At 69.5% G+C, this 12,656-nt stretch carries 11 protein-coding genes; 7 read left to right on the top strand and 4 right to left on the bottom strand.

The window, feature by feature from the left end; translation table 11 throughout:
• Positions 1-31: 31 nt before the first annotated feature.
• Complete coding sequence (locus ACIBJG_RS29670) at positions 32-691, bottom strand: class F sortase (protein WP_399312066.1); 660 nt, start codon at positions 689-691, stop codon at positions 32-34.
• Positions 692-1,005: 314 nt separating this feature from the next.
• On the opposite strand from ACIBJG_RS29670, the gene ACIBJG_RS29675 reads away from it, so the two are divergent.
• Entirely contained in the window at positions 1,006-1,704 is a 699-nt protein-coding gene (locus ACIBJG_RS29675) for a hypothetical protein (RefSeq protein WP_399312067.1), read from the top strand.
• 94 nt (positions 1,705-1,798) lie between these two features.
• Here the strand turns inward: ACIBJG_RS29675 and ACIBJG_RS29680 are convergent, their stop codons facing one another.
• Both ACIBJG_RS29680 and ACIBJG_RS29685 read right to left on the bottom strand, forming a co-directional pair.
• On the bottom strand, positions 1,799-2,353 hold the full coding sequence (locus ACIBJG_RS29680; RefSeq protein ID WP_399312068.1) for a hypothetical protein: 555 nt from the start codon (positions 2,351-2,353) through the stop codon (positions 1,799-1,801).
• Between the two features lie 172 nt (positions 2,354-2,525).
• Positions 2,526-3,293, bottom strand: a complete 768-nt coding sequence (locus tag ACIBJG_RS29685; protein WP_399312069.1) for a hypothetical protein — start codon at positions 3,291-3,293, stop codon at positions 2,526-2,528.
• Positions 3,294-4,006: 713 nt separating this feature from the next.
• Here ACIBJG_RS29685 and ACIBJG_RS29690 point away from each other — a divergent pair.
• The 3 genes from ACIBJG_RS29690 to ACIBJG_RS29700 all read left to right on the top strand — a co-directional run bounded on the left by ACIBJG_RS29690 (position 4,007) and on the right by ACIBJG_RS29700 (position 8,158).
• Entirely contained in the window at positions 4,007-4,966 is a 960-nt protein-coding gene (locus tag ACIBJG_RS29690) for an SCO0930 family lipoprotein (RefSeq protein WP_399312071.1), read from the top strand.
• Between the two features lie 202 nt (positions 4,967-5,168).
• Positions 5,169-5,987, top strand: a complete 819-nt coding sequence (locus ACIBJG_RS29695; protein WP_399312072.1) for an SAM-dependent methyltransferase — start codon at positions 5,169-5,171, stop codon at positions 5,985-5,987.
• Complete coding sequence (locus tag ACIBJG_RS29700) at positions 5,984-8,158, top strand: putative bifunctional diguanylate cyclase/phosphodiesterase (RefSeq protein ID WP_399312073.1); 2,175 nt, start codon at positions 5,984-5,986, stop codon at positions 8,156-8,158. Before ACIBJG_RS29695 ends, ACIBJG_RS29700 begins: the two co-directional genes overlap by 4 nt.
• 14 nt (positions 8,159-8,172) lie before the next feature.
• On the opposite strand, the gene ACIBJG_RS29705 is transcribed toward ACIBJG_RS29700, so the two are convergent.
• Positions 8,173-9,099, bottom strand: coding sequence for a LysR family transcriptional regulator (locus ACIBJG_RS29705; RefSeq protein ID WP_399312075.1), 927 nt, complete (start codon positions 9,097-9,099; stop codon positions 8,173-8,175).
• Between the two features lie 95 nt (positions 9,100-9,194).
• On the opposite strand from ACIBJG_RS29705, the gene ACIBJG_RS29710 reads away from it, so the two are divergent.
• Genes ACIBJG_RS29710 through ACIBJG_RS29720 form a run of 3 tightly spaced genes read left to right on the top strand, consistent with a single transcriptional unit; the run spans position 9,195 to position 12,596 of the window.
• Entirely contained in the window at positions 9,195-9,902 is a 708-nt protein-coding gene (locus tag ACIBJG_RS29710) for a succinate dehydrogenase (RefSeq protein WP_399312077.1), read from the top strand.
• Position 9,903: 1 nt separating this feature from the next.
• A complete protein-coding gene (locus ACIBJG_RS29715; RefSeq protein ID WP_399312078.1) occupies positions 9,904-11,853 on the top strand; it encodes a fumarate reductase/succinate dehydrogenase flavoprotein subunit in 1,950 nt (649 codons plus the stop codon).
• Positions 11,850-12,596 carry a succinate dehydrogenase/fumarate reductase iron-sulfur subunit gene (locus tag ACIBJG_RS29720; protein WP_399312080.1) on the top strand — a complete coding sequence of 249 codons (747 nt, stop codon included), beginning with the start codon at positions 11,850-11,852 and terminating at the stop codon, positions 12,594-12,596. Before ACIBJG_RS29715 ends, ACIBJG_RS29720 begins: the two co-directional genes overlap by 4 nt.
• Positions 12,597-12,656 lie beyond the last annotated feature (60 nt).

Raw genomic sequence — 12,656 nt, forward strand, 5'->3', positions numbered from 1 at the left:
GGGGACGGGACAGCGGCCCCCGGCAGCAGCCTCAGCGAGTGGCGACCAGGCGGGCGAAGGCCACCACGTTGCCGTCGTAGCCGTTGGCCTTCGTGTATCCGCCGCCGCAGGTGATGACCCGCAGCTCCGCCTGTCCGGTGTCGCCGTACACGCGGGCGCCGGGGAAGTCGTTCTTGGAGAACACCTCGACGCCGTAGACCTCGAACACCGCGACCCGGTCGTCACTGCGGGTGACTTCGACGCGCTTGCCCTTCTTCAGCGAGCCCAGCCCGTAGAAGACGGCGGGGCCCGCCTGGTTGTCGACGTGACCGACGATGACGGAGGTGCCGATCTGGCCGGGCGCGATGCCGTTCTGGTACCAGCCCGCCAGGTTGGGGTCCTGCGGGGGCGGTGTCCCGATCCAGCCGTTCGCGTCGAGGTCCACATCGATGACCGGTGCGTCGACCCCGATCGAGGGGATGGCCACGCGTGCGACGGGCGCGTACGCCAGCGGCTTCACGGCCGGGCCGGCCACCGGGGCGCCCGGGGCGACCTTCTGGTGGCCCACCGAGGTGGCGGCGACCGGTTGCGGCGGCCCGGGTGAGAGGTCCGCGCCGTTCCGCATCAGCGCGAGACCGGTGAGCATCGCCAGCGCGAGTGCCCCCCACGGCGAGTGTCTGATCCGTTCGGGGCGCCAGTTGTCCCGGCCCATGGTTCTCCCTTCGTCGCGACGAGGGGAACGCTAGGCGGGGGGCGGTCGCGCGGCACTCAGGGAAGTGCGAACGGGTGGCGGCGACCGGGGGGACTGCTTATCGGAGTAGTAGCCGGATAAAAATTCTGACGCTCTGTGACCTGCGGGTCCATCAGGTTCACGGGTGTTTGCGCGGTGTGTCGGATCACCGGGGTGGAGCAGTCCCGAAATGCGCTGGATCAAGGATCTGGTGAGGGTTCGTCATGGGAGGCGTTCTCGTCGATCCATCCCGGTGCACAGAGCTCCGGGGGCGCTTCCCGCTGGAGGTTCGAACGATGCGTGCTACACGCGCTCTCGTTGTCGCCGCGACCGCCGTCGCCGCTCTCGGGCTCGGTGCCCCGATGGCCGCTGCCGGTGGAGACGTCGGGAACGGCCAGAACAACGGCAACAGCCAGAACGACTGGAACGACCCGGGCGACTGGGACAACGGCAACAGCAACGGCAACGGCAACGGCAACGGCAACGGCAATGGGAACGGGAACGGCAACGGCAACGGGAACGGGAACGGGAACGGCAACGGGAACGGGAACGGGAACGGCAACGGCAACGGGAACGGGAACGGGAACGGCCGTAACAACGGTCCGAACAACGTGACCGTCGACCCCGAGCGCGTGCACCAGGGTGCGGCCATGCAGGTCAGCGCCGAGGGCTGCGGCCGGGGCGGCAGCGTCTCGTCCAACGCGTTCCGGACCACCAGGCTCTCGGCGGGCCGGGTCGGCCACGCCCGGGTCCGGATCCTCAACGACGCGACGCCCGGCTCCTACAACCTGACGGTGCGCTGCGACGGCACCGACCGGACGGCCGGACACCGCTTCACCGTGCTCAACAGCCGCGGCGCGCAGGGCGGCTTCGGCGGCTCGATGGCCGCGAGCCCGACGGAGATGGGCGTCGGCGCGGGCCTGGTCGCCTCGGCGGCCCTCGGCGGAGGCATGTACGTCATGCGCCGCCGGAGGATGACCCATGGGGCGGTCTGACCGTAAGGACGCACCCACCGGCCCGATAACCGAAGTCGCCCCGAGTCCTCCAAGAGGACCCGGGGCGACTTTCGTTCCGCCGCAGCGGTGCCGGTCAGTGCGAGCGGCTCTCCTTGCGCCGCCGCACCACGAAGACGGTGCCTGCGGCGGCCGCCACGGCCAGCGCCGTGCCGGCCACGATCTCGCCGGAGTTCATGCTGTCGATGCTGCCGCCGAGACCACCCTGCACACCGGCCGGCGAGGCGGTGGACGCCGCGGAGCTCGTCGAGCTCGTGGTGGGTGTGCTAGTGGCCGCGCTGACGGTGAGGTTCACCTTCGCCGTGGAACTCGGCGAGGTGTTGCAGGTGAACGTCACCTCATAGGCGGCGCCAGGCTTGGCGTCCCAGTCGACCGTAGCCCTGCCCGTGCCGTCCTTGGGGATGGTGACGGTGTCGAACACCCCTGAGGACGCCGTCGCCGTGGTGGAGCAGCCCTTGGCCGCCAGGGTGACCTGGCCGCCGGGCGCGATCACCGAAGGCGTGACGGTGTATCCGCTCCCGCTGTTGGACGGACCACCCGTGGTAGCGGCATACGCGGTCACGGCCGGGGCGGTCAGGGCGAGTGCTGCGGCGCCGAGCAGAGCGACGGGAGTGACACGTATTGCGCGCATGGTGAATCCTCCGGGTCCCCGAGGAGCAGCTGCGGAACGGATTTCCACAAAGCGTCAGAAATGCACCTCGATGCGGGCAACGTTAGAAGTGGCGCATTTCGCCCGCGATCGGGGTGCGCCGCTCGGGGCACCGCTGTCCCTCGAGCGGCGCACCGCCCGGGGGACGGGGCGTCTATCCGCCCGTCGCATCCGGGAACAGATCCAGGAACGGTGCGGCGGTGGCCGAGATGCCCCGGCCGAAGGGGGAGTCGAAGTCCCAGATGAGGAAGAGGAGGAAGGCGATCAGCACACTGAAGAGGCCGGCCAGCAGGAGTTCGCGGAACGAACGACGGATCTGCAGGGTGAAGATCAGTCCGACCGTCACCAGCGCCCCCGTGATCAGTCCGAACCAGACGACCCCGGGCATCGTGGCGCCGGCGCTCTGCCCCCGTGCGTTGCGGGCGTCGTCCGCCGCCGCGACCTGGTCGACCAGCGGCTGGTAGGCCTGCCCCTCGTGATCCGTCTTCGGGCGGTAGTCCGTGACGTCGGCCCGTACCCGGTCCAGGAGCTCGGTGCCCCGGTCGCTGAGCGTCCCCTTCTTGCTCATGGTCCGCCACTCGTCGTGCACGACGTAGCTGACGTAGGCGTCGACATCGGCACGGATCCGGGTGCGGACCGCTGCCGGGTATACGGAGGAGCGCGCGCTGACCTCGTGCAGTGCCTGCGCCTCCTGGCGTACGTACTCCTGGGCGGCGCCGCGGCCCTCCCAGACGCCCGCGATGGCGAGGCCCAGCACGATCGCGTAGACCACTCCGATCATCATCGTCATGTACTCGATGACGTCAGGGGTCTCGGACGGGTCGTCGTCCTCGGGCAGCCGCCGATTGCTGAGTACGGCGATGGTCAGCACGACGGCGCTGGCCGCGGCCATGGCGAGGGTGAGAACAAGCCATTCCGACATGAGTGCCTCCGGAGGTCATCGGGAACGGGGCCGCAGCACGGCGACGGCGAACACTGCGGGCGCGGTGATCATCAAAGTGAGCGTGACCAGGGAGGTATGGCGTTCCGGCGCCTTCCGAACGGGTCTGCGGTACGAGGGAAGCGCCACGGGCGCGGGGGGCGCCGGGCGTGCGGACGGTGTGGGTGACGGGGACGGGGGCGGAGTGGGCGGTGGAGGGGGCGGTTCGGGCAGTGCTGGAGGGGGTGGCGGCGGAGGTGGAGGCGGGGGTGGCGGAAGAGGCGGAGGCGGGGGTGGGGGCTTCGGCTCAGGTTTCGGAGCCGGTGGGGGAGTCGGCTCGGGTTCCGGCCCCGCATAACAGTTGCCGTCGCCGCTGGCGGACACCGCCGCACCCCCGTCACCGTCGCCGATCGAGGCGTACGCGCAGTTGTCGGCCAGTGCGGGCGTCGGGGCGGTCAGCAGCCAGGTGAGTGCGACGGCCGCGGCAAGCCGGCCGATGAGTGATCCGTACACGAGGGGGAGCATGTTCCGGGCCGTGGCCGGGCACGCCGGACAGCCGTGGGATTCCCCTGATGGAGGGGAACTGGGCACATGGTGTTTGCGGCTCCGGAAGAATCTGCGTACGCATTGAACAAAGAACGGCCCGGCGCCCGTACCTAGGGCCATGAACGACGCGAACCCGCGTCGCAACTGGCTGAAGTACCACGGGAGTTGACATGAACACCTGGCGGAACGCCTCGTTCGCGGTGACCGCGGTGACCCTGTTGGCGCTGACGACGGCGTGCGGTCAGGACAAGGGCGACGAGTCACCCAACGGGCAGAACGTGGGCAACGCGAGTCCGGCCGGTCAGGCCGCCGACAGCTATGGATCGGACAGCGGATACGGCTCCGGTGCGACGACGGAGACCGTCTCGGCGAAACAGGCCGGTCAACTGGCGGTGTGGGACAGCAAGAAGCTCGGCAAAGTCGTGACGGACAGCGAGGGATTCACGCTCTACCGATTCGATAAGGACACCGCGAACCCACCCAAGTCGAATTGCGAAGGCGACTGTGCGAAAGCCTGGCCTCCGGTGCCGGCGGGCAATGTCACAGCGGCCGCCGGAACCGACGCCGCTTTGACCGGGAAGGTCACCCGCCCCGACGGCACGCAGCAACTCACCCTGGCGGGATGGCCGATGTACCGGTACGCCAAGGATGCCCGGCCGGGCGACGCCCAGGGGCAGGGAGTGGGTGGAACCTGGTTCGCCTCGGCGCCCGACGGCGAGAAGGCGGCGGTGAACGCGGACGGCCCTTCCGGTGCGGAAGCGGCCGGCCTTGCGGGACTCTCGGTACGCAAGGATCCGGAACTCGGCGATATCGTCGTGGACAAGCGGGGCATGACGGTCTACCGGTTCAAGAAGGATGTCGCATGGCCGATGAAGTCGGCCTGCGCCGGGGCCTGTCTCTCGAAGTGGCCGGTTGTCGCGCCGCTCGAGAAGAATGATGTGAAGGGCGTCACCACGAAGGGCTTTGTCACCTTCGACCGGCCCGACGGACTCAAGCAGCAGGCCATCGACTGCTGGCCCATCTACACCTTCTCCGGGGACGTCAAGCCCGGTGACACCAACGGCCAGGGTGTCGGGGGCACATGGTACGCGGTGTCTCCCAATGCCAAGCTCGTCGGTGCGCAGAAGTAGTTCCCGGCCGGCCGTCCTGCACCGTCCCGTCGCCGAATGTCACAGGCAGCGACGGGACGGTTGCACATGCCACGGGTGTGTGACCAATAACGGACCGCTAATTTCCGTTTCCGCTCGCTCTCCTGGCGGTGGATCAGTAGCCTCTGGTCAACACTGACCATGAACATGGCCGGATCGCCGTGGCGACTTGTTGGAGACATCGATGGAGCGTCCCGCCTGGGCACCGCAAGGCATTGACATTTCGGTGCCGAGCGTGTCTCGAATGTACGACTTCTATCTGGGCGGATCGCACAATTTCGAGGTGGACCGGGAAGCGGCCCGCAAGGCCATGGAGTTCATGCCGGGACTTCCCAAGATCATGCAGGCGAACCGGGCCTTTATGCGCCGTGCCGTGCGCTTCGCGCTGGACGAGGGCGTCACGCAGTTCCTTGACATCGGCTCCGGTATACCGACCTTCGGAAACGTTCACGAGGTCGCCCAGGCGATCGACCCGCAGGCCAAGGTGGCCTACGTCGACCACGATCCGGTCGCTGTCGCACACAGTCAGGCCGTGCTCGAAGGCAACGACGGCGCGGTGATCGCCGCCGCCGACCTGCGCCGGCCCGAGGAGATCCGCGACAACCCCGAGGTCGCAAAGCTCATCGACTTCGACCGTCCGGTGGCGCTGCTGCTCGTCGCCGTACTCCACTTCATCGAGGACGCCGACGACCCCCACACGGCCGTTGCCGCGCTGCGCGACATCCTGGCCCCCGGAAGCCTCCTGGTCGTCACCCACGCCTCGTACGAAGGGGTCCCGGTGACGAAGGAGGAGGCCGGCGGCGCGGTAGGGGTGTACGAGAACATCCGCAATCCGCTGGTCATGCGCTCCCGCGACGAGGTCGCCCGGTTCTTCGACGGCTACGGGATGGTCGAGCCCGGACTGGTGTCGATGCCGCAGTGGCGCCCCGAGGCCCCCGCAGGGCAGGAGAACGAAGACCCGTACGCCTTCTCGGGCTTCGCTGGAGTGGGACGCAAGGCGTGAGCATTCCCGCCCAGGCGTCCGGAGCTCCGGACGCGGAACCCGACGGCCCCGAGGACCGGCTCCGGAGGTTCGCCACGATCTGGAGCCGGGCGATCTTCCCGTCGACGGCCACCTCCATGACCCGGCCGGAGTTCGAGCAGCACCTGCTCCCGCTGGCTCGCGCGCTCAGCGACACGCTGCACGCCCGTCCGTTCGACCCGGCACCCGCGAGCGGGGTGGGCTCCGCCCTCGTCGAGGCTCACTGCACGGACCCGGACGCGCTCAGCTCCACGCTCGGCGTCGTCGACTCGTACCTGGTGCTCTACTGCGGAAGCAACGGACCGGCCACGCTCTCGACCGAGGACAGCCGGTCCCGTTGCGCACGGATCCAGCACGCGGTCGCGGGGGGCTTCTCCCAGGCGCTGCGCGAGCGGACCCTCGCGGAACAGGAGGCAATCGCCCGCTCGGCGCTCTCCGCACGCTCGCACGCCGAACAGGCGCTGCACGCGACGGAGGCGCGCTTCAGGGCCGTCTTCAAGGACGCGGCCATCGGCATCGGGATAGCCGACCTGGACGGCAACCTGCTGGAGATCAACGACACCCTCACCCGGATGTTCGGCGGCCTGGAGAACCATGTCCTGAGCCACCGCCTCAACGAGTGGGTCCATCCGGAGGACACCCCGCAGGTCTGGAAGTACTACAGCGAGCTGGTCCGCGGCGAACGCGAGCACTACCGGGTCGAGAAGCCGTACTACCGCAACGACGGCACCGTCCTGTGGACCAATCTGACGGTGTCGCTGCTGCGCGACCCTGAGGGCCGGCCGGAATACCAGCTGGCCCTGATGGAGGACACCACCGAGCGGCGGCTGCTCAACCTGCGGCTGCGGTACGAGGCCACGCACGACGCGCTCACCGGCCTGCCCAACCGGACGCTCTTCTTCGAGCGTCTCGAGAAAGCGCTCTCAGCAGGTGACGGAAGCCGGTTCGGCCTCTGCTATCTGGACCTGGACGGTTTCAAGGCGATCAACGACAGCCTGGGCCACGCGTCGGGCGACCGGCTGCTGGTCGAGGTCGCGGACCGCCTGCAGAGCTGCGCGACCGCACCCGGTGAGATGGTGGCGCGGCTCGGCGGCGACGAGTTCGTGGCGCTCACCACGGGACCCGACACCGCGGAGGAGGTCGACGAGCTGGCCTGCCGGATCCTCGGTGTGCTCGCCACGCCGATTCGCCTCGACGGGCGCGAGCTGACCGTCCGCGGGTCCATCGGCGTCGTCGAGGGCCCGGCCGGCGAACGCAGTGCCGCGGAGGTGCTGCGCAGCGCCGACATCACGATGTACCGGGCCAAGTCCGCGGGCGGCAACCGCTTCGAGCTCGCCGACGCGGAGGCGGATGCCCGCGCGATCACCCGGCACGGGCTGACCACGGCGCTGCCGGCCGCGCTGGAGCGTGGCGAGTTCTTCATCGAGTACCAGCCGCTGGTGCACCTGGACGACGGTTCGGTGCACGGTGCGGAGGCACTGGTGCGCTGGTGCCACCCCCAGCACGGGGTGCTGGGGCCCGACCGGTTCATCGCGCTCGCCGAGCACACCGGGCTGATCGTGCCGCTCGGCCGCTGGGTGCTGGAGGAGTCGGTACGGCAGGCCAACTTCTGGCAGGAGCGGCACACCGACGGCGGCCCGCTGCGGATCAACGTCAACCTCTCGCCGGCGCAGCTGCACCACCCGCGGCTGGTCGCGGAGACCGTCAACATCCTGGAGCGCTCGGGTCTCGAACCGGGGGCACTGTGCCTGGAGGTCACCGAGTCGGCGCTCATCGGGGCGGACGAGGACCTGCTGAAGCCGCTGCGGCAGCTGGCCGAGATGGGCGTCGACATAGCGCTCGACGACTTCGGCACGGGGTACTCCAACCTGGCGAACCTGCGGCGGCTGCCGGTGAGCGTGCTGAAGCTGGACCGTTCCTTCACCCAGGGGATGCAGCACCATCCGGCCGACCCGGTGGACCTGAAGATCGTCGAGGGGATCGTCTCGCTCGCGCACAGCCTGGACCTGGCTGTCACGGTGGAGGGCGTGGAGACGGGGGCCCAGGCGGAGCAGCTGCGCCGGCTGGGCTGCGACACGGCCCAGGGCTGGTACTACGCGCGCCCCGGTGCGCCGGACCGGATCCACTCGTTGCTGCTGGCCGACGCGGTGTGAGGCGGCCGGGCCCGTCAGCCGACGGACGGGTCCGGCGGCCCCGCGGGTCCGGCGTCCGCCCGGCTGGCCAGGAGCACGCGCTGCAGCTCCCGCGCCGCTCGCGGGGGAGCCACGTCGCTGCGGTGCGCCAGTGCGATCGTGCGGCGCAGTCCGGGCGGCGCCAGCGGTGTCGTCCGCAGGTCGTGGCCGGCCCGGGTGGCGACCATGCTCGGCACGACCGCGCTGCCCAGTCCGGCCCGGACGAATCCGAGTACGGCGTCCATCTCGCCGCCCTCCACCGTGAACGACGGCTCGAAGCCCTCGGCGCGGCAGGCGGCGACCGTGAGCTCCCGCAGGTCGTAGCCGTGCCGGAACATCACCAGTGGTTCGCCCTGAAGATCCGCGATCCGGACCGTGCCGCCCCGGCCGGGGCGCGGGCCGTCCGCAGAGGAGACCACCACCAGATCCTCCTGGAGCAGCTCGACCGTGGTCAGGGCCGGTGAGGCCGAGGGCAACGGCAGCACCACCAGGGCCAGGTCGAGCGCGCCGCGCGCCAGTTCCCGTACGAGGTCGTGCGAGCCGCCTTCCTCCAGCAGCAGCTGGATTCCCGGGTGCAGGTCGTGGAAGGCGCGCAGCACGTCGGGCAGCAGGCCCGTGCAGACGCTGGGTGTCGCGCCCAGTCTGACCCGGCCGCGGCGCAGCTGGGCCAGCTCCTGGACCTCGTGCCGTGCGGTGTCGGCGTCGGCCAGGATGCGACGGGCGAGCGGCAGCAGGGCCTCGCCCGCGTCCGTCAGCGTGATGTTGCCCCGGGCGCGGCTGAACAGCTCGGCGCCCAGCTCGTTCTCCAGGGCCCTGATCTGCTGGGAGAGGGAGGGCTGCGAGACGTGCACCTCCTCCGCGGCGCGGGTGAAGTGCCGGGCCTCGGCGACCGCCACGAAATAGGTGAGCTGCTGGAACTGCATACACTCAGCCTACCGTTCTCGATAGCTCAAGCCTATGAATATGAGCCGATCCATGTCTTGGACTGATCGGGCACTTCGGCCCTAGCGTCGTGTCCATGGCATTGGCAACACGGACGGACCGACGGCCGTCCATGACGCGCACGCTCTGGGACTCATCCGTCGGCAAGAAGACGATCATGGCCGTGAGTGGTCTGATCATGCTCCTCTACTTGGTCGTCCACATGGTCGGCAACCTGAAGATCTTCTTCGGTTCCGACGAGTTCAACGGTTACGCGCACTGGCTGCGGGTGATGGGCGAGCCGTTCCTGCATCACGAGTGGGCGCTGTGGATCGTCCGTGTCGTGCTCGTCGCGGCCGTCGTCCTGCACGCGGTGTCCGCGTACCAGCTCAGCCGGCGCGACCTCAGGGCGCGCCCCAGCAAGTACGTGCACAGGAAGCCGCGCGCGAGCTATGCCACGAACACGATGCGCTACGGCGGCATCATCATGGCGCTCTTCATCGTCTGGCACATCCTGGACCTGACGACCGGGACCGTGCACACGGGCGGATTCCAGTCCGGGCACCCGTACCAGAACGTCATCGACACCTTCTCCACCTGGTACGGCAACGTCATCTACATCGTCGCCATGCTCGCCATGGGGCTGCACGTCCAGCACGGGTTCTGGAGCGCGGCACAGACCCTCGGCGCGGGCCGCGCGAGCCGCGACCGCGTCCTGAAGACCCTCGCAGGAGTCCTCGCGCTGGTGCTGACGGTGGGCTTCGTCTCCGTACCCGTCGCCGTCATGACCGGAGTGGTGAGCTGACATGAACGACTACACGGACTACGTGACCGGCGCCCCGGTCACCGACACCAAGGCCCCCGACGGCCCCGTCGCCGAGCGCTGGGACACCCGCCGCTTCGAGGCCAAGCTGGTCAACCCGGCCAACCGCCGCAAGCACACCGTCATCGTCGTCGGCACCGGCCTGGCCGGCGGTTCGGCCGGCGCGACGCTGGCCGAACAGGGCTACCACGTCGTCCAGTTCTGCTTCCAGGACTCGCCCCGCCGGGCCCACTCCGTCGCAGCCCAGGGCGGCATCAACGCGGCGAAGAACTACCGCAACGACGGCGACTCCGTCCACCGGCTCTTCTACGACACCGTGAAGGGCGGCGACTTCCGCGCCCGCGAGTCCAACGTCCACCGCCTCGCCCAGATCTCCGTCGAGATCATCGACCAGTGCGTGGCGCAGGGCGTCCCCTTCGCCCGCGAGTACGGCGGCCTCCTCGACAACCGATCCTTCGGCGGCGTCCAGGTCTCCCGCACCTTCTACGCCCGCGGCCAGACGGGGCAGCAACTGCTCCTCGGCGCCTACCAGGCACTGTCCCGGCAGATCGCCGCGGGCAACGTCGAGCTGCACCCCCGTACCGAGATGCTCGACCTGGTCATCGTCGACGGCAAGGCGCGCGGCATCGTCGCCCGGGACCTGGTCACCGGGAAGATCGACACGTACTTCGCCGACGCGGTCGTCCTGGCCAGCGGCGGCTACGGCAACGTCTTCTACCTGTCGACCAACGCGATGAACTCCAACGCCACCGCCATCTGGCGCGCCCACCGGCGCGGCGCGTACTTCGCCAACCCCTGCTTCACCCAGATCCATCCCACCTGCATCCCGCGCACCGGCGACCACCAGTCCAAGCTGACGCTGATGAGTGAGTCGCTCCGCAACGACGGCCGCATCTGGGTGCCGAAGGCCAAGGGCGACGACCGCCCCGCGAACGAGATCCCCGAGGGCGAGCGCGACTACTACCTGGAGCGCGTCTACCCGGCCTACGGCAACCTCGTGCCCCGTGACATCGCCTCCCGCGCCGCGAAGAACGTCTGCGACGAGGGCCGCGGCGTCGGACCCGGTGGCCAGGGCGTCTACCTGGACTTCGCCGAGGCCATCGAGCGGATGGGCCGCGCCAAGGTCGAGGAGAAGTACGGCAACCTCTTCGACATGTACGCGCAGATCACCGCGGAGAACCCGTACGAGACCCCGATGCGGATCTACCCGGCCGTGCACTACACGATGGGCGGACTCTGGGTCGACTACGACCTCCAGACCACGATCCCGGGCCTGTTCGCGATCGGCGAGGCCAACTTCTCCGACCACGGCGCCAACCGGCTCGGCGCCTCCGCGCTGATGCAGGGCCTCGCCGACGGCTACTTCGTTCTGCCGTCGACCATCAACGACTACCTGGCCCGCAACCCGCACCACGACGAGGTCGACGCCTCCCACCCCGCGGTGGAAGAGGTCGTGGCCGAGACCGAGGACCGGCTCAGCCTGCTGCTGGCCGTCGACGGCGACCGGACCCCCGACTCCTTCCACCGGGAGATCGGTGAACTCATGTGGGAGTACTGCGGAATGGCCCGCACCGAGGAGGGGCTGCGCAAGGCGATCGACCGGATCCCGCAGATCCGCGAGGAGTTCTGGCGCCGCATCAAGGTCCCGGGCACCGGCGACGAGTTCAACCAGTCGCTGGAGAAGGCCAACCGCATCGTCGACTACCTGGAGCTCGCCGAGCTCATGTGCCTCGACGCCCTGCACCGCGCGGAGTCCTGCGGAGGCCACTTCCGCGAGGAGTCACAGACCGCGGACGGTGAGGCCGCCCGCCGAGACGAGGAGTTCTCCTACGGTGCGGCCTGGGAGTTCACGGCCACCGGTGACGCCCCCGTGCTGCACAAGGAAGACCTGGTCTTCGAGTACGTCCACCCCACTCAGCGGAGCTACGCATGAAGCTCAACCTGCGCGTCTGGCGCCAGAAGAACGCCGACGCCCCCGGCGCCATGTCCACCTACGAGGTGGACGGCATCTCGCAGGACATGTCGTTCCTGGAGATGCTCGACACCCTCAACGAGGAGCTCATCCTCGCCGGCGACGACCCCGTCGCCTTCGACCACGACTGCCGTGAAGGCATCTGCGGCGCGTGCAGCCTCGTCATCAACGGCGACGCCCACGGGCCGGAGCGCACCACCACCTGCCAGCTCCACATGCGGTCCTTCCAGGACGGCGACACGATCGACATCGAGCCCTGGCGGGCGTCGGCCTTCCCGGTCGTCAAGGACCTGGTCGTGGACCGTTCGGCGTTCGACCGGATCATCCAGGCCGGCGGCTACATCTCCGCCCCGACCGGTACCGCACCCGACGCGCACGCGACGCCCGTGCCCAAGCCGGACGCCGACTTCGCCTTCGAGCACGCCGAGTGCATCGGCTGCGGTGCCTGTGTCGCGGCCTGCCCCAACGGCTCGGCGATGCTGTTCACCTCGGCGAAGGTCAACCACCTGAACGTCCTGCCGCAGGGAGCCCCGGAGCGCGAGACCCGGGTCCTGGACATGGTGGGGCAGATGGACAGCGAGGGCTTCGGCGGCTGCACGCTGACCGGTGAGTGCGCCACGGCCTGCCCGAAGGGCATCCCGCTGCCGTCGATCTCCGCGATGAACAAGGAGTGGCTGCGGGCGACCCGCAAGGTCCACCGCTGAGGCGTTGGACCGGTTCCCGGCCCCGGAGGCCGCTCGCTTCCGGGACCGGGGGCCTGTCGT

The sequence above is a fragment of the Streptomyces sp. NPDC050422 genome, assembly GCF_044458665.1.
GTDB lineage: Bacteria > Actinomycetota > Actinomycetes > Streptomycetales > Streptomycetaceae > Streptomyces.